The 22,181-nt window shown below is 68.2% G+C and carries 16 protein-coding genes; 6 read left to right on the forward strand and 10 right to left on the reverse strand.

All coding sequences use genetic code 11. The features are described from left to right. Positions 1–18: 18 nt before the first annotated feature. From kdpB to kdpF, 3 genes are read right to left on the reverse strand one after another with little or no spacing between them, the layout of a single operon-like run. Positions 19–2,112, reverse strand: a complete 2,094-nt coding sequence (kdpB, locus tag FRZ61_RS02040; RefSeq protein ID WP_225309066.1) for a potassium-transporting ATPase subunit KdpB — start codon at positions 2,110–2,112, stop codon at positions 19–21. A gap of 10 nt (positions 2,113–2,122) precedes the next feature. Next, complete coding sequence (gene kdpA / locus FRZ61_RS02045; protein WP_151114724.1) at positions 2,123–3,850, reverse strand: potassium-transporting ATPase subunit KdpA; 1,728 nt, start codon at positions 3,848–3,850, stop codon at positions 2,123–2,125. Positions 3,851–3,859: 9 nt separating this feature from the next. Beyond that, on the reverse strand, positions 3,860–3,946 hold the full coding sequence (gene kdpF / locus FRZ61_RS26905) for a K(+)-transporting ATPase subunit F (protein ID WP_151120636.1): 87 nt from the start codon (positions 3,944–3,946) through the stop codon (positions 3,860–3,862). Between the two features lie 663 nt (positions 3,947–4,609). Here kdpF and FRZ61_RS02055 point away from each other — a divergent pair. Then, positions 4,610–6,865, forward strand: a complete 2,256-nt coding sequence (locus tag FRZ61_RS02055) for a PAS domain-containing protein (protein WP_151114726.1) — start codon at positions 4,610–4,612, stop codon at positions 6,863–6,865. Between the two features lie 81 nt (positions 6,866–6,946). Here the strand turns inward: FRZ61_RS02055 and FRZ61_RS02060 are convergent, their stop codons facing one another. The 4 genes from FRZ61_RS02060 to FRZ61_RS26545 form a co-directional block, all read right to left on the reverse strand. Then, positions 6,947–8,419 carry an efflux transporter outer membrane subunit gene (locus FRZ61_RS02060; RefSeq protein WP_151114727.1) on the reverse strand — a complete coding sequence of 491 codons (1,473 nt, stop codon included), beginning with the start codon at positions 8,417–8,419 and terminating at the stop codon, positions 6,947–6,949. A gap of 5 nt (positions 8,420–8,424) precedes the next feature. Next, the gene (locus FRZ61_RS02065; protein ID WP_151120637.1) at positions 8,425–10,302 is read right to left on the reverse strand and encodes a MacB family efflux pump subunit; all 1,878 of its coding nucleotides are present in this window, start codon (positions 10,300–10,302) and stop codon (positions 8,425–8,427) included. Positions 10,303–10,415: 113 nt separating this feature from the next. Further along, positions 10,416–11,693 (reverse strand): efflux RND transporter periplasmic adaptor subunit, encoded by a 1,278-nt coding sequence (locus tag FRZ61_RS02070; RefSeq protein WP_151114728.1) that lies wholly within the window; start codon positions 11,691–11,693, stop codon positions 10,416–10,418. 203 nt (positions 11,694–11,896) lie between these two features. Further along, positions 11,897–12,775 (reverse strand): helix-turn-helix transcriptional regulator, encoded by an 879-nt coding sequence (locus tag FRZ61_RS26545; protein WP_225309067.1) that lies wholly within the window; start codon positions 12,773–12,775, stop codon positions 11,897–11,899. 973 nt (positions 12,776–13,748) lie between these two features. Here FRZ61_RS26545 and FRZ61_RS02080 point away from each other — a divergent pair. From FRZ61_RS02080 to mscL, 4 genes are all read left to right on the forward strand, one after another. Then, a complete protein-coding gene (locus FRZ61_RS02080) occupies positions 13,749–15,008 on the forward strand; it encodes a TAXI family TRAP transporter solute-binding subunit (RefSeq protein WP_191909258.1) in 1,260 nt (419 codons plus the stop codon). 184 nt (positions 15,009–15,192) lie between these two features. Next, on the forward strand, positions 15,193–15,780 hold the full coding sequence (locus FRZ61_RS02085; protein ID WP_151114731.1) for a PAS domain-containing protein: 588 nt from the start codon (positions 15,193–15,195) through the stop codon (positions 15,778–15,780). Positions 15,781–15,814: 34 nt separating this feature from the next. Beyond that, the gene (locus FRZ61_RS02090) at positions 15,815–17,062 is read left to right on the forward strand and encodes a methyl-accepting chemotaxis protein (protein WP_225309068.1); all 1,248 of its coding nucleotides are present in this window, start codon (positions 15,815–15,817) and stop codon (positions 17,060–17,062) included. 227 nt (positions 17,063–17,289) lie between these two features. Next, positions 17,290–17,715 (forward strand): large conductance mechanosensitive channel protein MscL, encoded by a 426-nt coding sequence (gene mscL, locus FRZ61_RS02095; RefSeq protein WP_151114732.1) that lies wholly within the window; start codon positions 17,290–17,292, stop codon positions 17,713–17,715. A 55-nt stretch (positions 17,716–17,770) separates the two neighbouring features. Here the strand turns inward: mscL and FRZ61_RS02100 are convergent, their stop codons facing one another. Then, positions 17,771–17,962 (reverse strand): hypothetical protein, encoded by a 192-nt coding sequence (locus tag FRZ61_RS02100; protein ID WP_151114733.1) that lies wholly within the window; start codon positions 17,960–17,962, stop codon positions 17,771–17,773. A gap of 190 nt (positions 17,963–18,152) precedes the next feature. Between FRZ61_RS02100 and FRZ61_RS02105 the strand changes: the two genes are divergently transcribed. Then, positions 18,153–19,943 carry an adenylate/guanylate cyclase domain-containing protein gene (locus FRZ61_RS02105; RefSeq protein ID WP_151114734.1) on the forward strand — a complete coding sequence of 597 codons (1,791 nt, stop codon included), beginning with the start codon at positions 18,153–18,155 and terminating at the stop codon, positions 19,941–19,943. Positions 19,944–19,977: 34 nt separating this feature from the next. Here the strand turns inward: FRZ61_RS02105 and FRZ61_RS02110 are convergent, their stop codons facing one another. Then, positions 19,978–21,090 carry a tetratricopeptide repeat protein gene (locus FRZ61_RS02110; protein WP_151114735.1) on the reverse strand — a complete coding sequence of 371 codons (1,113 nt, stop codon included), beginning with the start codon at positions 21,088–21,090 and terminating at the stop codon, positions 19,978–19,980. Between the two features lie 150 nt (positions 21,091–21,240). Next, positions 21,241–22,170: an arginase family protein gene (locus FRZ61_RS02115; protein ID WP_151114737.1), complete on the reverse strand. Its 930-nt coding sequence runs from the start codon at positions 22,168–22,170 to the stop codon at positions 21,241–21,243. Positions 22,171–22,181 lie beyond the last annotated feature (11 nt).

Genomic DNA, 22,181 nt, shown 5'->3' on the forward strand with positions numbered 1-22,181 from the left:
CTCAGGTCCGGTTTCTTCTCAAGCCAGCCCGACCGCGGAGATGACGATATCGATCAGCTTGATGCCGATGAACGGCACGACCACGCCGCCGACGCCGTAGATCATCAGGTTGCGGAAGAGCAGGCGGCCGGCCGTCTGCGGGCGGTATCTGACGCCGCGCAGCGCCAGCGGAATGAGCGCGATGATGATGAAGGCGTTGAAGATGATCGCCGACAGGATCGCGCTCTGCGGCGTCTGCAGATGCATGACGTTGAGGATATTGAGGCTCGGATAGAAGGCCGCGAACATCGCCGGGATGATGGCGAAATACTTGGCCACGTCGTTGGCGATCGAGAAGGTGGTGAGAGCGCCCCGGGTGATGAGGAGCTGCTTGCCGATCATCACCACCTCGATCAGCTTGGTCGGATCGGAATCGAGATCGACCATGTTGCCGGCCTCGCGTGCGGCCTGGGTCCCGGTCTGCATCGCCACGCCGACGTCGGCTTGCGCGAGAGCCGGCGCGTCGTTGGTGCCGTCGCCGCACATGGCGACCAGCTTGCCGTTGGCCTGCTCCTTGCGGATGAGCGCGAGCTTGTCCTCGGGCGTCGCCTGGGCGAGGAAATCGTCCACGCCGCTCTCGGCCGCGATGGCGGCGGCCGTTACCGGATTGTCGCCGGTGATCATCACGGTGCGGATGCCCATCCGGCGCAGCGCCGCGAAACGCTCCCGGATGCCGCCTTTGACGATGTCCTTGAGATGGATCACGCCCAGGAGCCGCGCGCCGTTGGCGACCACGAGCGGCGTGCCGCCGGCGAGCGCCACATCCTCGACCAGGTTGTTGAGCTCGGCCGGGATGCGGATCTGCGGGTTCAAGGCGCGGACATGGGCGATGATCGAGTCCGAAGCGCCCTTGCGGATGGAGGCGCCCTCGAGGTCGACGCCGCTCATGCGGGTCTGGGCCGAGAAGGGCACGAAGGTGGCGTGAAGCGGCGCCATCTCGCGGCCCCTGAGGCCGTACTTCTCCTTCGCCAGCACCACGATCGAGCGGCCCTCGGGCGTCTCGTCGCTGAGGCTCGCGAGCTGCGCCGCGTCGGCCAGCTCGCGCTCCGAGACGCCGGGCAGTGGCAGGAACTCGCTGGCTTGGCGGTTGCCGAGCGTGATGGTGCCGGTCTTGTCGAGGAGGAGCGTGTCGACGTCGCCCGCGGCCTCGACCGCGCGGCCGGACATGGCGAGCACGTTGAACTTCACCAGCCGGTCCATGCCGGCGATGCCGATGGCGGAGAGAAGGGCGCCGATCGTGGTCGGGATCAGCGTCACGAACAGCGCCACCAGCACCACGACCGGCACGCTGCCGCCGGCGAAGCTGGCGAAGCTCGGGATCGTCACGGTCGCGAAGACGAAGATGATCGTCATGCCCGCGAGCAGGATGTTGAGCGCGATCTCGTTGGGCGTCTTTTGCCGCACGGCGCCCTCGACCAGCGCGATCATGCGGTCGAGGAAGGTGGAGCCGGGCGCGGCCGTGATGCGCACCTTGATCCAGTCCGACAGCACGCGGGTGCCGCCGGTGACGGCCGAGCGGTCGCCGCCGCTCTCGCGGATCACGGGTGCGGATTCGCCGGTGATGGCCGATTCATCGACCGAGGCGATGCCCTCGATCACCTCGCCGTCGCTCGGGACCGTATCGCCGGCCTCGACCAGCACGATATCGCCTGCCTTGAGCTTGAGGGCGGAGACGCTCTCGAACTGGCGGCCCTTGGGGTCAGCGAGCCTCTTGGCCTGGGTCTGGGTCCGCGTGCGGCGCAGGTTCTCGGCCTGGGCCTTGCCGCGGCCTTCGGCGACGGCTTCCGCGAAGTTGGCGAAGAGCACGGTGAACCAGAGCCAGAAGGCGATCTGGGCGGTGAAGCCGACGCCCGGATGGCCGGCCAGGATGTCGCGCAGCAGGATCACCGTGGCTAGCGCCGCGACGATCTCGACCACGAACATGACCGGATTGCGGACCAGCGTGCGCGGATCGAGCTTCCGGAAGGAGTCGCGGACCGCGATCCTCAGGATGTCGCCGGAAATGCCGGCGACGCCGCGCTTGCGATGGATGAGGCTCTCGCTGAAAGCCCCGGATTTCATGTTGTCGTTCATGATATCGACCTCAATAGAGCGAGCCGGCCTGCATCTGCAGGTGCTCGACGATCGGACCCAGCGCGTCGGCCGGGAAGAAGGTGAGACCGCCGGTGATCAGGATCACGCCGATCAGGAGCGCGACGAAGAGCCCGTTGTCGGTCGGGAAGGTACCGACGGAGGCCGGCACCAGCTTCTTGGAGGCCAGCGACCCGGCGATGGCGAGCACCGGCACGATCATGGCGAAGCGGCCGATCATCATCGCGGCGGCACCGGTCAGGTTGTAGAACAGGGTGTTGCCGGTGAGGCCGCCGAAGGCGCTGCCGTTGTTCGCCGTCTGCGAGCTGAAGGCATAGAGGATCTCGCTGAAGCCGTGCGGGCCCTGGTTCAAGGGACCGGCGAGACCCGCCGGCAGCACGCTGGCCAGCGCGGTGAAGCCCAGGATCGAGAGCGGCAGGATCAGGATCGCCAGCATGGCCATCTTGACCTCGCGCGATTCGATCTTCTTGCCGACATATTCGGGCGTGCGCCCGACCATGAGGCCGGCGATGAAGACGGCGAGGATGGCGAAGAGCAGCATGCCGTAGAGGCCGGCGCCCACGCCGCCGAAGATGATCTCGCCCAGCTGCATGTTGACGATCGGGATCAAGCCGCCCAGCGGCATCATGCTGTCATGCCAGCTGTTGATGGCGCCGCAGGAGGCGTCGGTCGTGATGGTGGCGAAGAGGGCGGAGTTGGCGATGCCGAAGCGGACCTCCTTGCCCTCCATGTTGCCGCCGGCCTGGAGCGCCGAGGCGGTCTGGTCGACGCCAAGCGAGGCGAAGGCGGGATTGCCGCCGGCCTCGGCCCCGTAGGCGACGAGGGCGCCTGCCAGGAACAGGAGGCCCATGGCGCCGAACAGCGCCCAGCCCTGCCTCATGTTGCCGACCATGCGCCCGAAGGTCATAGTCAGGCCCGCGCCGAGCACGAAGATCATCACGATCTGGATCAGGTTCGTGATGGCGTTCGGGTTCTCGTAGGGATGCGCCGAGTTGGCGTTGAAGAAGCCGCCGCCGTTGGTGCCCAGCATCTTGATCACGAGCTGCGAGGCGACGGGCCCCTGCGCGATCGCCTGATGCGCACCCTCGAGCGTGGTGGCGTCGGTATAGCTGCTCAGGTTCTGCGGCATGCCCTGCCACACCATGACCAGCGTCAGGACGATGCAGGCCGGGAGCAGCACATAGAGGGAGCAGCGCGTCAGGTCGACCCAGAAATTGCCGATGGTCTGGGTGGAGCGCCGCGCGAAGCCGCGGATCAGCGCCACCGCGATGGCGATGCCGGTGGCGGCCGAGACGAAGTTATGGACCGTCAGCCCCGCCATCTGGACGAAATAGCCCAGCGTGGTCTCGCCGCCATAGTTCTGCCAGTTGGTGTTGGTGGTGAAGCTGATGGCGGTGTTGAGGGCGAGATCGGGCGCCATGGCGCCCATGCCCTGCGGGTTGAAGGGCAACAGCCCTTGCAGCCGCAGCAGGCCGTAGAGCGAGAGGAAGCAGACCAGGTTGAAGAGCAGCATGGCGACCGTGTAGGTCAGCCAGTGCTGTTCCTTGTTCGGGTCCACGCCCGAGAGCCGGTAGAGAATGGTTTCGACCGGCCGCAGCAGGGGCGAGAGGAAGGTGCGTTCGCCCGAGAAGACGCGCGCCATATAGAGGCCCACCGGCACGGCCAGGGCCAGGATGATCGCGCAATAGAGCGCGATCTGGAGGATTCCGTTCGCGGTCATGGCAGAGCCTCAGAATTTTTCGGGGCGCAGCAGCGCGTAGACGAGATAGACGAGGATGGCGAGCGAGACGCCGCCGCCCAGCAGATAGTCGAACATCGGGTTCGCTCCCTAGGTCCGTTTACAGACGCGTGCAAATCGCGGCATAGCCGATCATCAGGCCGAAACCGGCCAAGCCCAGCACCAGCATCAAAATGTCCAACATGCTCGTTCTCCTTGGCCTGCATGAGGCCGTCGCGTCGCGCCCGGTCGGCGCGTGGCCGATCGGGGGGACGCATGGCTTCGGTGAGAGAGAAGCGCTTCCGCGGGTATGAATTCGAGCGGGTTGCGCCGGCGCATCGATAGGAGCGGGATGTGGGACCGGCCCCCGCCCCATAAGAAATCCATAAAGGCCGCGACGGGACCCGGCCCCGCCGATCCCGGAACGCGGCCGATCGAGGCATGAGCGGCGCCTCCGGGGCGGCCCCATCGCCCGCCGATATTGGCGATGCGACCAATGTCCAGCGCCGGTGAATCCTCATGATTTCTGATGATTTTCCCGGCGTATCCCGTCACTCTGGCGGGGACCGTCGGATCTCAAGCCGCTGCCGGCTCTTGCGAATGCCGTCACGCCATGGCGAACGAGGCTGACCCAGGCGAGATGTTCGGGAAGGAACATCGATCTCGCGACGTCGCATCCCGGCCGGGAGGGCCGGTCGGGGTCGGCCCGGTTGTGCTCTTTGCGGTTGCAGATCGCCCGACCGATGGGCCTGAGGGCGCGCGATGATCTTCCTTCTTCGGCATCGCCCGGAGGGGGATTTCCGTTTCGACTATGTGAGCCCTCGCTGCCTCGAGCTGAACGGCATCCCGCCCGAGCGGATCCTGGAAAACGCGGAGCGTTTCTTCGATCTGACCGCCGTCGCCGCGCGCCAGGATCTCCGCGACCGGATCGCCGAGTCGGAACGGCATCTGACGCCGCTTCGCTGGGAGGGGCCCTTCGACGTCCAGGGGCGGCCGCGGCGGATGCGGATCGAGGCCATCCCCTATCGGGCGGAAGACGGCGGCACGGTCTGGGAGGGAAGGCAATCGGACCTGGCGACGGCCCGGACGCTCGAGGAGGAGCGGCTCCGCCTCGTCACCGACGCCCTGCCCGTGCTGATCGCCTATTTCGATGCCGGTCTGCGCTACCGCTATGTGAACCGCACCTTCGTCGAATGGTGGTGCATGCCGGCCGAGCGGGCCATCGGGCGCAGCATGATGGAGGTCCTGGGCCGGCAGGCTTGCGAGGTGGTGCGGCCCTATGTCGAAGCCGCCCTGCGCGGCGAAAGGCAGGAGTTCGACCGCGATCTGACCCATCCGGACGGCAAGCGCAGGCTATGCCACGCGCACTACGTGCCGCATATCGACGCGGGCGGGCGGGTGCTGGGGATCGTGGCCCTGCTCGAGGATGTGACCGAGCGGCGGCAGGCGGAGGCAGCCTTGCGCGAGAGCCGGGAGAGCCTGGCCAACGCGCAGCGCATCGCCCATATCGGCAACTGGGACTGGGACATCGCCACCGGCCGGATCGGCTGGTCGGACGAGGTGTTCCGGATCTTCGGATACGAGGCCGGCGCGTTCGAGCCGAGCTACAACGCCTATCTGCAGCAGGTCCATCCGGAAGACCGCGAGTTCATCGTCGCCTCGGCGAGCCGGTCGCTGCACAGCCAGAGTAACTATCGCATCGACTACCGCATCGTCCGTCCCGACGGCGAGCAGCGGACCGTCCAGGAACGGGGCGAGATCGCCCGCAGCGAGACCGGCGAGCCGGTGCGCATGTCCGGCACGGTCCAGGACGTGACCGACCAGCGGGCGGTCGCGGCCCAGCTCCAGCAGGCGCAGAAGATGGAGGCGGTGGGCCAGCTCACCGGCGGCATCGCCCACGACTTCAACAATCTCCTGGGCGTCATCGTCGGCAACCTCGATCTCCTCATCGTCCGGCTGGCGGACCGGCCCGAGGATCAGCGCATGCTCCAGCGCGCGATGGAGGCGGCCGAGCGCGGCGCCTCCATGACCCACCGGCTCCTGGCCTTCTCGCGGCGGCAGACGCTGCAGCCGCGGCGGGTCGAGGTGAATCTGCTCGTCAACGAGATGTCGGAGCTGCTCGGCCATACGCTGGGCGAGACGATCGAGATCCGCACCGCGCTGGGCGAGAGCGTCTGGCCTATCAATGCCGATCGGGTGCAGCTCGAGAGCGCCATCCTCAATCTGGCGATCAACGCCCGCGATGCGATGCCCTCGGGCGGCCGGCTCGCCATCGCCACCTTGAACCAGACCTTCGAGGAGGCCGACAGCCCGGCCGACAGCACGATCACGCCGGGCGACTATGTGATGATCGCGGTCAGCGACAATGGCGGCGGCATGGCGCCGGAGGTGCTGACCCGCGTCTTCGAGCCCTTCTTCACCACCAAGCAGGTGGGCAAGGGCTCGGGTCTCGGGCTGCCCATGGTCTACGGCTTCGTCAAGCAGTCGGGCGGCCATGTCACGATCTATAGCGAGAGCGGCCGCGGCACCACGGTCAAGCTCTACCTGCCCCGGTCGAGCGACGGCCGCAGCGCGCCGCCTCTCGAGGCGGCGGCTCCGACCGCCGCCATCCTGGGGCGCCGGATCCTGGTGGTGGAAGACAACCCGGCGATGCGGGAATTCTCGCGCACCGCCCTGACGGCGCTGGGCTACGAGGCGGTCGTGGCGGACGGCGCCCCGGAAGCGCTGCGCCTGCTGTCGGCGGACCTGTCCGTCGATCTGCTTTTCACCGACGTGATCCTGGGAGCGGGCATGAGCGGGTTCGAGCTGGCGCGCGAGGCGCAGCGCCAGCGCCCGGATCTGCGGGTGCTCTTCACCTCCGGCTTTGTCGAGCGCGACATGATCTCGGCGCAAGGGGTCGATCCCGACCAGGAGCTCCTGTCGAAGCCCTTCCGCACCGCCGAGCTCGGCCGGCGCCTATCGCAGATCCTGGCGAAAGATTCGGTATCGTCCCCTCCGCCGTCTTCGGGGGAGGGCTAGGGGCCGCTCGCTGTCTGACATCGCGCAGCCCCCTTCCTGACCTCCCCCCGTTCCGGGGGAAGGGACAGAACGAATCGGCCTCTACAGCCCCGCCACCATCTGCGTGTCCTGCCAGCCGCCGCCCATCGCCTTGGCGAGGTCGGCCACGGCCTGGAGCCGGGCGAGGCGGGCCTGCACCAGGCTGTCCTGCGCCTGAAGCTGGGCGCGCTGCGCGTCGAGCACGGTCAGAAGGTCGGCGGCACCCTCGCGATAGAGCAGGTTGGCGAGCGTCAGGGCCGCCTGCGCCTGGTCCGCGGATTCCTGGAGGGCCGCTTCCTGATCGGCGCTGCTGCGCTGGGCCGCGAGCGCCACCTCGACATCGCGGAAGGCGGTGAGTGCCGTCTGCTGATAGGTCTCGGCCAGCTCCCTGAAGCGCGCGACCGACTGGTCGTAGTTCGCCTCGCGCAGGCCGCCGTCGAAGAGCGGCGCCACCAGCGAGGCCGCGAGGTTGTAGAGGGCGCTCTCCGGCTGGAACAGCGCCGTCAGCGCGTCGCTCGCCAGTCCGCCGCTGCCGGTGAGCTGGATCGTGGGCAGGAAATCGGCGCGCGTCACGCCGATCTGGGCATTGGCGGCGCGCAGATCGGCGTCGGCCTTGCGCAGATCGGGCCGCCGCTCGAGCAGCGTCGAGGGCAGGCCCGCCGCGATGCCCGGCAACTTCACCGAATCGAGGCTCGCCTGCTCGAGCTCGAGCGAGGCGGGCGGCAGGCCCAGCAGCAGGGCGAGGGCCGCCTGGTTCTGGTCGTACTGGTTCTGCAGCGACGGGATGGTGGCGCGGGTGCTGGCGACCTGCTGGCGCTGCTGCGCCACGTCGAGCGCGGAGGCCGCGCCCTCCTTGTAGCGGATCTCGACCAGGTTGAGGGTGTCCTCGGAATCCTTGAGGTTCGCCTGCGCGACCTTGAGGCGGTCGCCCAGCGACAGCAGGGTCAGGTAGGTCGTGACCACATCGTCCTGCAGCACGAGGTCGGTGGCCGCCGCGTCATAGACGCTGCTCTGGAAGCTGGCATCCGCCCCCTCGAGCGCGGCGCGGTTCTTGCCCCAGAGATCGAGCTCGTAGCCGACCGAAAGCCCGGCATTGTAGGAGACGGAGACGTCGGAGGTGCGGCCATTGCCGCTGCGGCTGGAGCCGGCATCGGCCTCGACGGTCGGGAACAGGGGAGCGGCCGCCGCGTGCGACTGGGCGCGGGCCTGGTCGATCCGGCGCATCGCGGCCAGGAGATCGTGATTGTCGTTGCGGGCCGTCTCGACCATCCGGTCGAGCTCGTCATTGCCATAGGCGGTCCACCAATGGTCCGACAGCTTGTCGCTGCCTGCCTGCGCCATGACCGAAGCCGCCTCGTCGCTGCCAACGGCAGCGGGTGTGACGCTGGCGCTCTGGTTGCGCCAGTCGGCCGGAGCCGCGACCGTGGGCTGGCTGTAATCCGGGACCAGGCTGCAGGCGCCCAGCGCGAGGGCCAGTGCCAAGGCGCTCGACTGCAGCCAACGGCGTTTGCGTGAGATCGCGAATATCTTGCCCATATTCGTCACTCGGCTGAGAGAGCCACGACAGGATCGAGCCGCGCCGCCTTGCGGGCCGGCAGATAGCCGAACAGCACGCCCGTGAGGAAGGCGCAGCCGAAGGCCGCCAGCGCCGGCGGCAGCGACAGCAGGATCGGGATGCCGAAGCCGGCGGCGATCTGGCTGGCGACGAGGCCGAGCGCCACCCCGATCGCGCCGCCGATGCCGCAGACCACGACCGCCTCGGCGTTGAACTGCAGCAGGATGTCGCGCATCCGCGCTCCCGTCGCCATGCGCACGCCGATCTCGCGGGTGCGTTCGGTGACGCTCACCAGCATGATGTTCATGACGCCGATGCCGCCCACCAGAAGCGAGATCGCCGCGACCGAGCCCAGGAGCAGCGTCAGCGTGCCCTGGGTCTGCGAGACCGTGTCCAGCAGCGAGGACATGTTGCGGCTCTGGAAATCCTCGGTCTTGTGGCGCTGGATCAGGAGCGAGGTCACCGCCGCCTGGGTGTCGTCGATCTGACCCACGTCGTCGACCCGGACCGTGATGCTGCGCACATACTGCTTGCCGAAGATGCGCATCAGGCCGGTCGAGAGCGGCACGAAGGCGACATCGTCCTGGTCGGTGCCCATGGGCGAGGCGCCCTTGGCCGCCATCACGCCGATGACCTCGAAGGGGATGTTGCTGACGAGCAGATATTGGCCGATCGGGTTGGCGCCCGTGCCGAAGAGGTTGTCGGCGACGGTGCGGCCCAGCACGATGACCGGCGCGTAGCTCTTCACATCCTCGTTGGTGAAGAAGCTGCCGGCTTCGACCGGCCAGTCGCGCGCGTCGCTGAAGCTGGGCCAGGTGCCGTCCACGGTCGTCGCATAGTCGCGGTTGCCGTGGCGCAGCGTGGCGCCGGCGCTGCGCTCCGGCACGGCCTGGCGCACATTGGCGAGCCCGGCGATGGCGGCCGCGTCGTCGGGGGTCAGGGTGGCGATGTCGCCGGTGCTGCGGATGTTGGGCGCGCCGGGCCGGACCAGGATCAGGTCCGTGCCCATGGCCGAGATGCGGTCGATCACCTGCTGCTGGCTGCCGTCGCCGACCGCGAGCATGGTGATGACCGAGGCCACGCCGATGACGATGCCGAGCAGGGTCAGGACGGTGCGGAACAGGTTGGCATGCAGCGAGCGCAGCGCCATCTTGACCGCTTCCAGGAAATGGAGCGCCGTCGCGGCCCGGCGGTGAGGTACCGAGCTGTCGGCCGGCGCGGGGGCCGCCAGGCCGCTGTCGGGCTTCGAATCGTCGGTGATCCGGCCGTCATGGATGCGGATGATGCGCCGGGCCTGCGCCGCCACGCTCGCATCGTGGGTGATCAGCAGGATGGTCCGGCCTTCCTGGTTGAGCTCGCGCAGCAGGGCCAGGACTTCCTGGCCGCTATGGCTGTCGAGAGCGCCGGTGGGCTCGTCGGCGAGGATCACCTCGGCGCCGTTGACGAGGGCGCGCGCGATCGAGACGCGCTGCTGCTGGCCGCCGGAAAGCTGGCTTGGGGTGTGATGGCCGCGCTCGCCCAGCCCCAGCCGCTCCAGCAGGGCTGCCGCTCGCTCCGAGCGTTCCCGGTGGCGCAGGCCCGCATAGATCGCCGGCATCTCGACATTCTCGGCCGCCGTCACCGTCGCCAGCAGGTTGTAGCGCTGGAACACGAAGCCGAAGACGTTGCGGCGCAGCTCCGCCAGCTCGTCGCTGTCGAGCTCGGCGACGTCCCGGCCGGCCACGCGCAGATGGCCGCTCGTGGGCTGGTCGAGGCAGCCGATCAGGTTCATGAGGGTGCTCTTGCCCGAGCCCGACTGGCCCATGATCGCGACATACTCGCCGCGCCGGATCGTGAGCGAGACCCGGTCGAGCGCCACCAGCATGCCGTCGCCGCTGGGATAGAGCTTGGAGACCTCCTCCAGCTCGATCAGCGGCTCGGTCAGCACGTCCGGCGAGAAAGGCGGCCCGCCGGCGGCGAAGGTCTGGTTGATCGCGTTCAAAACCCGAGCCTCGCCGGGGGCTGCTGGCTGCGCTGCGCCGCCGCCTGGCCGCTGCTGCCCGTGGCGGTCGGCAGCACCACATGGTCGCCTTCGGACAGGCCGGCGATGACGGCCGCGTTGGCGCGGTCGCTGAGGCCGACCCGGATCTCGCGGGTCTCGGTGCCGGTGGCGGTGCGGACCTTCACCCGGTAGGGCGTGCCTTCGCCGGTGTCGTTACTGGCGACGGTCACGGGCTGGAGGGCCGCCATCGGCACCAGCAGCGCGTCCTTGGCCTCGCCCAGCACGAAGAAGACCTGGGCGCTCATCTGGGTCATCAGCGCGTGATCCGGGTTGGCGACATCGATCAGCACGTCATAGAGGATGACGTCGTTGATGACTTCCGGGGTCGGCAGGATCTGGCGCACCGTGCCCGTCCACTGCCGGTCGGGCATGCCGAGCGTGCTGAAATGCACGGGCATGCCGGTCTTGACCTTGACGATGTCGGCCTCGGCGACCTGGGCCCAGACGGTCATGGTGTCGAGGTCGGCGATCCGCAGGATCACCGGCGCCGACTGATTGGCATTCAGGGTCTGGCCCTGCTGCGCCGAGATCGACACCACCGTGCCGGTGATCGGCGCATAGATCTTGGTGTATTGCAGGTTGGCGAGGTCGCCATCGAGGGTCGACTGCGCCTGCTCGAGCTGCGCCTGGAGGGCCGCGATCTGCGCGTGCGCCACGGCCTCGGCGGCCTCGCCGGTCTGCAGCACGTCCTGGCTCACGGCGTTCTGCTTGTAGAGGCGCTGGTTGCGGGCGTTCTGCGATTGCGCCAGGGCGAGCTGGGCCTGCTGCTCGGCGATCTGGGCCTTGAGGATCTTGAGCTGGGCCTGCTCGGAGGCGACCTTGGCGCTATAGACCGCCGGATCGATCTCGGCCAGGAGGTCGCCCTGCTTCACCTCGGAGCCGTAGGTGACATGGAGCGCCTGCAGCTGGCCCGACACCTGGGCGCCGACATCGACATAGTTCTTCGGCTGCAGCGCGCCGACCGCGGTGAGCGAGGCTTCGAGATTGCCGCGCGTGACGGCCACGGTCGGGACATGGGTCGGCGCGGTGGAGGCCCGGGCGAAATGCCAGGCCGCGGCCCCGCCGGCCGCCAGCAGAAGCAGGACCAGCACGGCCAGGAGGCGCCGGCGGCGGCTCTTCGACCGGGCGCGGGTGGGTGCGGCCTTGAGGGCGGCGGGCGCCCGGTTGGGGCCTTCGGCGCGCAGGCGCTCGCTCGCCAGAATGGTCTCGGTCATCGGATCGTCCGCCCATCCACGGGGAAGTTCGAGGGATCCGGCCCCTCGATCGCCCCCGGAGTGACGGATCGGGCGACGCGGCCGGTGTCGGAAATCTGTTCCGAGAGCTACACGGCAGAGCCGCCCGATTCCTGCGGAAAGGAATCGAACCGATTGATAAACCTAAACGATCGGCAATGTACCGCGGCGGGCCGGAATCTTGCCTAGCGGTCCAGCAGCCCCAGCGTGCGGGCCAGATGGGCGGCCTCGGTGCGGTTCTTGCCGCCAAGGACGCGCAGGATGCGGTGGACATGGAGCTTGACCGTCGCCTCGGACAGCTCGAGGCGGCGCGCGATCTCCTTGTTCGAGGCGCCGTTGGCCAGGAGCGCCAGGATGTCGCTCTGGCGGGTGGTCAAGGTGGGCCGCGGTACGCCCGGGGGCGGCGCGGTGCGGTCGTCGGCCGGGCGTCCCTCCCAGCCGTCCGGGCTGGGCGTGCAGATCGTGGCGACGGCGGTGCGGCCGGCGATCCGGGTGAGGCAGGAGAACCACTCGGTCTGGACCAGCTTGCCGCCGGCGCCCAGGAAGGTCACCGGCATCCGCGCGACGATCGGCTCGCCCCGCTGCCAGCCGAGCACCAGATCCCGCACCTCCTGGCGGCGCGTCGGCGCGACCCGGTCCCAGAAGCGCAGCCGGAGCAGTTCCTCGTCGGCAACGGCCAGCATCGCTTTGGCCGCCATGTTGGCATAGACGAAGCGCTCGCCCTGGATGATCAGCATGGGAACCGGCAGGTCCTCGAGCAGGAAGGACCGCCATCCGCAGCTGGCCAGCAGGCTGCAGGGCACTTCCTGTCGGCTGCCGGCCAGGAACAGGCCCGGCGACACGTAGCGATTGCCGGCGAGAACGAAGGTGATCGTGTCGAGCACCTCGTTGGCGGGCATGTTGCGCTCGATCAGCGCATCGACCCCGTGACGCAGCCAGGTCTGCACCGCCAGATCGTCGAAACTTCCATAGATGGCGACCTGCAGCCGCGGCAGACGGGCCCTGAGCGCGGCGATCCATCCCTCTTGCGCCTCGGCGGCGGCGGAATCGAGCACAAGCAGCATGGCCGGGGTCTCCCCCGCTGCAATGCGGCCCGCGATGGCCGCCACTGTCGCTGCCGAACCGATCTCGCCCTGAGGACGGAGCTGAGCCAGCAATCCCTTGATTGCTTCCTGCTCAACGGATGCCGGGCCGACGCAGACGATGGTATTCTCTATCGTCTGGCCCTGCTTCTGCATGTCAACGATTCACCCCCTCAATTGGCCGTGACCCTGCGATCTTCCGCCGCCTAGGTCCTTGTTCTTGGGCACTTGCTTAGGCCAGTCTTCCATCCCGGTAGGCCGCGCATAGGGTCTATCCTATAGTCATTTCGATCTATGGCCCCTTGTCCGGCATCGTCGGAGTAGCACAAGCCTCCGCACCGTGCGTCTAGGAAGCTCTTCACAAAAATCGATGCCGCCCGGGCCGGCCCGCCGTTGCGACGACCCGGATGGCGCCGTTCGATCCGCCAGGTCCGCAAGGACTCCATCGATGGGATGGCACAGCCAAGCACGGGAACCAATTCTGCCGATCGCAATGTCGCCCGCGCGTCGAAGCAACGGATGAAATGATCGATCCAATGCATGAATTCAAAATTGAGGTCGACGTCGAAATTCGGTCGGACTTTATACCCACGCGCCCGCGGTGTCGCAACCGCCGATGCGATCGACATGATCACACGGCATTGCCGTCCCGTGCGTGATCGTCCGATGGGATCGCGATGATCGCAAATCGGGATGATCTCGAGAGCGTGCGCTCTTCGTTATTAACCATGTTCCGGCGCGATGATGCAAAGCCGTGCTCCCCCGCGCGCCGGCGTCGGCCGACCGGCGAGGGACCTCGCGCGAAACCGTAATGTCGCCACAACCTGGAGGTCGCTCGGGCGAAAAGTCCGCGCGGGGGCTGGGGCTGTCGCCGGACGTTCGGTCTGGCTAAACTCGAAGATGCCAGGGCCGTGAGCGATCGGCTCGCGAGCGGGCGGGGGAGGGCCTTCGAATTTTGCGGGAGTTCCTGCGAGTATACGGGCTCATCCTGCTGCTGGTGGCGATCGGCTTCTACATCGCGGCGCAGTACATGGCGCCGCTCCCGCCGCGCACGCTGAAGCTGGCGACGGGCGTGCCCGGCGGCGTCTATGCCGCAATCGGCGATCTCTATCGCCAGTCTCTCGCCGAAGAGGGCGTGACGCTCGAGCTCGTTCCCACCGAGGGCACGGTGGCGAATCTGGCGCTGCTGTCCGATCCGGCAAGTCAGGTCGACGCCGCGCTCGTTCAGGGCGGCGTCGGCGATCCGGCCGCGCTACCGCATCTGCGCGATCTCGGCAGCCTGTTCTTTGAACCGGTTTGGGTGTTCGTGCGCGAAGGCAGCCGGTCCCGGCGGCTGACGGATCTCGCGGGACAGCGAATCGCCGTCGGCCAGGCCGGGAGCGGGACGCAGGTCGTCGCGCGCCAGCTGCTGTCGGCCAGCGGCGTCGGGCCGGAGGATGCCGACCTGGTGGCGATCGGCGGCGGCGAGGCGGCGGCGCAATTGCAGTCCGGGGATCTGGACGCGGCCTTCTTCGTCAGCGCGCGGATCAGCCCGCTTCTCGCCAAGCTCGCCGCCGATCGCGATCTGGTGCTGCTGGATTTCACGCGGGCGGCCGCCTTCCGCTACGCGCTGCCCTTTCTTTCCGTCGTGACCCTGCCCGCCGGCACGATCGATCTGCCGCGCGATCTGCCCCGCACGGATGTCACCATGGTGGCGCCGGCCGCCCAGCTCGTGGTTCGCGAGGATCTGCATCCGGCGCTGGTGCACCTGCTGCTCGAGGCGATGGCCAAGGTTCACGGTCCGCGCCAGGATTTCGCGCCCGAAGGCCGCTTCCCGTCGGCGAGCCTGGTCGATTTCCCGCTCGATGACGACGCGGCCCGTTTCCTCGAAAAAGGGCCGTCGTTCTTCTATCGCTATCTTCCGTTCTGGGTTGCCGTCTGGGCCGACCGGCTGCTGATCCTTCTGGTGCCGGTCCTCACCTTGGCGATCCCGCTGTTCCGGCTGGGCCCCCCGCTCTATCGCTGGCAGGTGCAGCGCAAGCTCTACAAGCGCTACCGGCGATTGCGGCTGATCGAGGCGGCGGCGCACCAGGAAGGCAGCGATCGCGAGGCGCTGCGCACCGACCTCGACCGGTTGCAGGGCGAGCTGAGCCGGATGAAGATTCCGCTGGCCTATGCCGAGCATCTCTATCATCTGCGCCAGCATATCGCCTGGGTCCGCTCGCAAGTGACGTGAGCGCGCGAGCGGAACCCGTGACGTTACGTCGCGCCGGTCGTCGCGGTCGCCGATCGATAGCGCCACGGGAGGACCGGTCGCTTAAATGTTCTTTCATTTCCCGGATTGGATAGTGCGCCGAGATTCGTCGTTCGATTCTCCTGACCTATTGCCATTTGCCTGAAGCGGAGCCTGATTTCCCACCATGACCGTCGCCCTCGCCGCTGCGGAACCTCTTGTGCCGCGGCAGAGCCAAGCTTCGCGCAAACTCGCGCAAGCGGTCTCCCCCACCAATGTCGAGCGCAGGTTCGAGCCTCACGAGATCATCGTCAGCAAGACCGATCTCAAGGGGCGCCTGACCTACGTCAACCGCACCTTCATGGCGATCTCGGATTTCAACGAATCCGAGCTGTTGGGCCAGCCCCACAGCCTGATCCGCCATCCCGACATGCCGCGCTGCGTCTTCAAGCTGCTCTGGGACACGATCCAGGCGCGCAAGGAGATCTTCGCCTACGTCAAGAACATGACGAAGACCGGCGATCACTACTGGGTCCTGGCGCATGTCACGCCCAGCCTCGGCGCATCGGGCGAGATCCTGGGCTATCACTCGAGCCGCCGCCTGCCGGAGCGCCGCATCGTCGAGGGCACGATCGTCCCGCTCTATCGCGAACTGGCGGCGATCGAGAATGCCGAGGCCGATCGCAAGCGAGGCCTCGATCGGTCCTGGCAGCGGCTGCAGGGCTTGCTGAAGGAAAAGGGGGTGGCCTATGACCAGTTTGTCTTCTCTCTCTAAGGCCCGTCTCGCCGGCCTCGCCAGCGCCGTTTTCGTGGCCGCGTTCGCGGGCCTGGCCGCGCTCGACGGCACGGCACCCTGGCATGCGGCGGCGGTGCTGTTGCCGCTTGGCGGCATCGTCTGGATGCTGCGGGAGCTCGGCCGGACGCGCCGCTCCCTGGCGCGCGCGCAGCAGGTCTGCAAGCAGGTCTCGCGCGGCGATTTCGAGGCCCGCCTGACCGATATCCGCGACAAGGGCGAGATCGGCGAGCTGATGTGGTCGATCAACGAGCTGATCGACCGCAGCGACGCCTTCGTCCGCGAATCGGCGGCCTCGATGGACCATGTCGCTCACAACCAGTATTTCCGGCGGATCGTCGATACCGGCATGGTCGGCGCGTTCCTCCTGAGCGCGCAGCGCATCAACGGCGCCACCGACTCCATCGCGGCCAAGGTCGGCGAGTTCCGCAAGCTGACCGGCGATTTCGAGATCGCGGTCAAGGATGTGGTCAAGACGGTGGCCGCCTCCTCGACCGAGATGAAGGCCGCGGCCGGGACGCTGGGCACGACCGCCAACGACACCACGCGGCGCGCCGACGCGGTGGCGACCGCGTCCGATCAGGCCTCGGCGTCGGTGACCACCGTCGCCGCGGCGACGGAAGAGGTCGCCAGCTCGATCCGCGAGATCGGCACGCAGGTCCAGCGCTCGAGCGAGATCACGCTGGCCGCGGTGCGCGAGGCCGACGCCACCAACGAGACGGTCCACAGCCTCGCGGCGGCGGCCGGCAAGATCGGCGAGGTCGTGAATCTCATCACCGAGATCGCGGCCCAGACCAATCTCCTCGCCCTCAACGCCACGATCGAGGCGGCGCGTGCCGGCGAGGCGGGCAAGGGGTTCGCGGTGGTCGCCAGCGAGGTCAAGCAGCTCGCCAACCAGACCGCCAAGGCGACCGAGGAAATCACGCAGCAGGTGGCGAGCATCCAGACCGCGACCCGGCGCGCCGTCGACGGCGTGGAGGGCGTGGGCCGCACGGTGCGCGAGGTCAACGAGATCGCGGCGACCATCGCGGCCGCCGTCGAAGAGCAGAGCGCCGCCACCCGCGAGATCTCGGCCAGCGTTCAGCGGGCCTCGGCCGGAACCACCGAGGTCGCCGGCAACATCCACGAGGTCACGGCCGCCGCGGCCGAGACGGGGCAGGCGGCAGGCACGGTGCTGAAGGACGCGACCGAGCTGTCCGAGCAGGCGGAGAGGCTCAACATGGCGGTCGACCGCTTCCTCGCGAGCGTGCGCAAGGTGGTCTGAGGCCGGAGCGCCTCAGCCTCGAACGATTCCAAGGACCGGGCCGGCGGCGGCGTTCCGCGGGCCGGATTAGGTGGATTTCCCGAGGGCATCCGCTGCGATCCCCCGTTGCCCGCGCGGCCGTTGCGCTCCACATTCAAGTCAGTGGTCGCGACCGTCCATCGCCCTGCCCGAAGGCCCGGCAGCGGCGTGGCGACGGCGGAACCGGCCGGGGAACGAAGGGGAACGACATGTTTCAGGAATTCAAGACATTCATCAGCCGCGGCAACGTCATCGACATGGCCGTCGGCATCATCATCGGCGCGGCCTTCACCGCGATCGTGACCTCGCTGGTCAACGACATCATCATGCCGCCCATCGGCGTGATCCTGGGCGGGATCGATTTCTCGAACTTCTTCATCAGCCTCAAGGGCGGCGATTATGCGAGCCTGAAGGCGGCCCAGGATGCCGGTGCCGCCACCATCAACTACGGGCTCTTCATCAACGCGGTCATCAAGTTCCTGATCGTGGCCTTCGCCGTGTTCATGCTGGTGAAGCAGGTCAACAAGCTGACGAGCCTCGGCAAGAAGCCGGCCGCGCCCGCGGCGCCTCCGCCGACGCCGCCCGAGCAGGTGCTGCTGGCCGAGATCCGCGACCTGCTCAAGGCCCGCCAGTAGGTTCGGACGGAACCCGGGCCCGCGGAATCCGCCGCGACGGCCTATCGGACGGCAATCAGAGCCTGGTCACGCGATCCGGAGGCTGGCCGACGGTCTGGAGGCACCAGTCCCGGCCGGCGCGTTCGGCGGCATCGGCCTTCACCGCGCCCTCGCCCATGCCGATCCGCTTGCCGCCCTGCCAGACGGACCAGAGATAGCGAAGGCTGCCGTCCGGCTGGCTCCATTGCTCGATCATTAGTTCGACCATGCTGCCATTGTTTCCTGGTCTGCCGAGGCCGGTACGGAACGGGGAACGGGCTGAATCAACGGGATCGCCCGCATTTGAGAATGGAGCGATGCAGAGCCCCGGGCAAGGCCGGCGGTGTTGCGGGCGGCGATTGAGTGGCCAGATATAGCAGACTAGAATCAACATTCCTCACCGGGTGGCGGAGCATGACATGGCGATGAACGAAACCCGGCGTCGGCTGGCAGCGATTCTCGCCGCCGATGTGGTCGGTTTCAGCCGCCTCATCCAGCTCGACGAGGACGGCACGGTGGCGGCGCTCACGCGCCATCGCCGCGAGATCATCGACCCGCTGATCGCGTCCCATGGCGGCCGCGTCTTCAAGACCATGGGCGACGGGCTCCTGGCGGAATTCGCCAGCGTGGTCGAGGCCGTCCGCTGCGCCGTCGCGATCCAGGAGCAGATCGCCCACCATAACCGCGAGCTGCCGGCCGAGCGCCGGCTCGAGTTCCGGGTCGGCATCAACATGGGCGACGTGCTGGCGGTCGCCGACGACCTCCTGGGCGACGGCGTCAACATCGCGTCGCGGATCGAGGCGGTGGCGGCACCCGGCGGCGTGGTGCTGAGCGACGACGCCATGCGCCAGGTGGCCGGGAAGGTGCCTTTCGCCTTCACCGATCTGGGCCAGCATCGCCTCAAGAACATCGCGCGGCCGCTGCAGCTCCACGCGCTGGACCTCGTCCGCAGCGAGGCGCCTCCGAACCGGAACGGGAAGCGCGAGCTCGCCCTGCCGGACCGGCCCTCGATCGCGGTGCTGCCCTTCGACAATCTGAGCAGCGATCCGGCCCAGGCGATGCTGTGCGACGCGATCGCCGAGGACATCATCACCGACCTGTCGCGCTTCCATTCGCTGTTCGTGATCGCGCGCGATTCCTCCTTCCTCTATCGCAACCGGCCGGCCGACGTGCGCCAGATCGGCTCGGAGCTCGGCGTGCGCTATCTGCTGGAAGGCAGCCTCCGGCGCGCCGGCGGCAAGATCCGCGTCACGGTGCAGCTGATCGAGACCGCGACCAGCCATCATGTCTGGGCCGAACGCTACGACCGGAACGCGGCCGAGCTGTTCGCGCTCCAGGACGAGGTCACCCATGCGATCGTCGGCCGGCTGGTGAGCCGGCTGCAGCGGGCCGATCTCGAGATCGCCCGGCGTAAGCCGCCCGACAGCCTGCAGGCCTATGAGTACTGGCTGGCGGCGACCATGGCGCATGAGCTCGGCACGCCCGACGGCCATGCCGAGGCGAAGGCGCTCTATGAAAAGGCGCTGGCCGCCGATCCGCGCTATGCGCGGGCCCATGCGGGGCTCGCCGAGCTCTGCTACATGGAGCTTCTCGTCGGCGCCTGGGGGCAGCCGCGCGAGCCGCTGCTGGAGGAGGCCCTCCAGCATGCGCGCAAATCCGTCGAGCTCGACGAGAGCGACGCACAGCCTCATGTCATCCTGGGCTGGGTCCATATGATGCGCCGCGAGTTCGACCGGGCCGTCAAGCATTGGACCATCGCCGACGAGCTCAATCCCAACGATGCCGAGGTGGCCATGTCGCGCGCGACCGCGCATGGTTTTCTGGGCGAGCCGGAGAAGGGGCTCGAGATCGCGGAACTGGCGATGCGGCTCAATCCCTATTGCCCGGACTGGTATCTCTCGGACAAGGCGGTGATCCATTTCATCGCCCGGCAATATGAGCCGGCGCTCGCGATCTACGGCTCGATCGGCGAGCTCTATCCGCATTCGGCGCTCTGGCATGCGGCCGCCGCGGCGATGAGCGGTCGCCTTGAGGAGGCCCGGGGGCAGGCCGATGCCTTCCTCGCTCAGGCGCGGCAATGCTGGGCGGGCGATCCGAAGGCGACGCCGGCCGATCAGGTGAACTGGCTTGTCGACAGCCTGCCCTTCAAGCGCGAGGAGGATCTCGCCCACTTCCGCGACGGGCTGCGGCGGGCGGGCCTGCCGATCTGAGCGGAGGCCCGATCCCGGCGGATGCCTGGCCTCGTCAGCGCTTGCGCTTCCTGGCCGCCGCCTTCTTCTTCGCGGCCTTGCGGGCCGGGCTTTTCTTTACCGCCCGCTTTGCGCCTTTCTTCGCGGCCGCTTTCTTGCCGACCGGCTTGCCGGCAGGCTTCGGCGCGCGCGCGACCCGCGACGGCGGCGCCTTGCCGCCGGACTTGGACGGCCGGTTGGGATCGAGGGGCGGCTTGCCTTCCTCGAGCAGCAGGCGGAGGCTTTCCAGCCAATGCGCCTCGCCGGGCGAGCCCGGCAGGAACGCGCCGCAGCCGAGCTCGAGCTGGACGGTCCAGCGCGGCTCCCGATCGGCGGCGACGCCCAGCGACATGGCTTCGCGGTTCTTGTGGAACTCGGCGATGGTGTCGGCGGCCTTCTGCTTCATCGCCGCTTCGCCGTTCTGCGCACGGCGTGCATAGCTCAGCGCCAGCAGCAGGCGGATGTCGTTGTTCGCATCCTTGGCCGCCAGCAGCGGCTCGAGCGTGGTGCAGGCCTCGACGTAGCGGTCCTGCTGATGCAGCGCGAAGGCGTAGGCCCAGTAGTACCAGGGCTCGAGCGCCGGCTTCTTCGCCGGATCCTTCTCGTTGCTGTAGAGCGCGATGGCGCGCGCGATCTCGGTCGCCGCAGCACCCGCCCGGTCCTGGTAGATCCAGCTCTCGGCGCGGTCGATCAGCACGTCGAGATAATGCTGGCGCGCGACGGCATCGCCGCCCTTGGGCAGGCCGTCATCCTCGAGCAGGCCGATCGCGCGCTGATAGGCGGCATCGGCCTGGCCCATCTCGCCCCAGCCCTTCCAGCGGGCCCGGAACTTCAAGGCATAGGCCAGCATCCAGGAGACGAACCAGTCCTTGCCGTCATTCTTCCGGCCGAGCTTGGCGAAATGCTTCGCGTTGCCGACCGGCGACAGGCCGTCCTCGAAGCCGTCGAACCAGCCGTTGCGCCAGTCCTCGGTATAGACCCGCGCCGCCACGGCATAGTCCTGGGGCGTGGGGTTCTTCTCCAGCACCTTGCGGATTTCCTGGCGCGCGATTCGATTCTGGCCGCGCGAATATCGCTCCATCGCCTTGAAAGCGGCGACGGTGCCGCGGCTGAACTTCAGAACGGACATGAAGACCCCCGAGAAAACCGGCGCGCGCCTTTGCGGCGCGCCCGACGCGAAAGACCGGCATCATAGCTCAAGGATAGCGGGCGAAGGAGAGTCTATCGCCGCCGGCCACGATGCTGTCACGCCGGCGGGGTTGCGGTTTTGTAAGGGGGCTCAGCGATCGAGCCAGCGCTGCGCGACGCCGGCCATGGCCTCGACCATCACCTGGCCCGCCAGGAATGCGGTCATGCCGGCGGGATCGTGGGGCGGGCTCACCGTGTTGACATCGATCGCGACGATCTCGAGGCCGGCGAGGCCGCGCAGGATGGTCAGCCCTTCTGCCGCGCTGAACCCGCCCCAGACCGGATTGGCGACACCCGGCGCCGCGGAGGGATCGAACACATCCATGTCCCAGCAGAGATAGACCGGCTTGCCCGCCAGCCTTTCCCGCAGATGGGTCAGGAGCGCGTCGAGCCCGCGCCGGCGCAGCTCCTCCATCGTGATCACCTCATAGCCCATGTCGCGCGCCACGCCGACGATGGGCTCGACATCGATGGCGCCGCGCGTGCCGACATGGATCGAATGCGCGACATCGACGAGCTGGTCCTGCGCCGCATGGGTGAAGGTGTTGCCGTTGTCGTAATGGCCGCCGTGACGAACCGGGTAGGCGTCGGTATGGGCGTCGAAATGCAGCACCGCCAGCCGCGGCCAGCGCCGCGCCACGGCGCGAATCTGCGGCAACGTCACCGCGCCGTCGCCGCCCATCGTCACCGGCAGGGCGCCGGCGGCGACGATTCCCGACACGGCATCCTGGATGGCGGTGAAGGAGGGCTCGATCGCCCCCGGCGTCACCGCCGCGTCGCCGCAATCGACCAGCCGCAGGGTGCGCACCAGGTTGAAGCTCGCATCGGCCATCGCGTCGGCGACCAGCGGCGAATGGGTGCGGATCGATTGCGGCCCCAGCCGGCAGCCGATCCGCGTCGGATGCTGTCCGCAATCGAAGGGCACGCCCAGGATCGCGGCACGGGCGCCGTCCGGCTGCGCCGCGAACGGCGCATCGAGAAAGGTGCCGACGGCGCTCCGGGTGGCTTGGTCGAGGCTCATGGCGATCGCTC

The sequence above is a fragment of the Hypericibacter adhaerens genome, assembly GCF_008728835.1.
Classification (GTDB): domain Bacteria; phylum Pseudomonadota; class Alphaproteobacteria; order Dongiales; family Dongiaceae; genus Hypericibacter; species Hypericibacter adhaerens.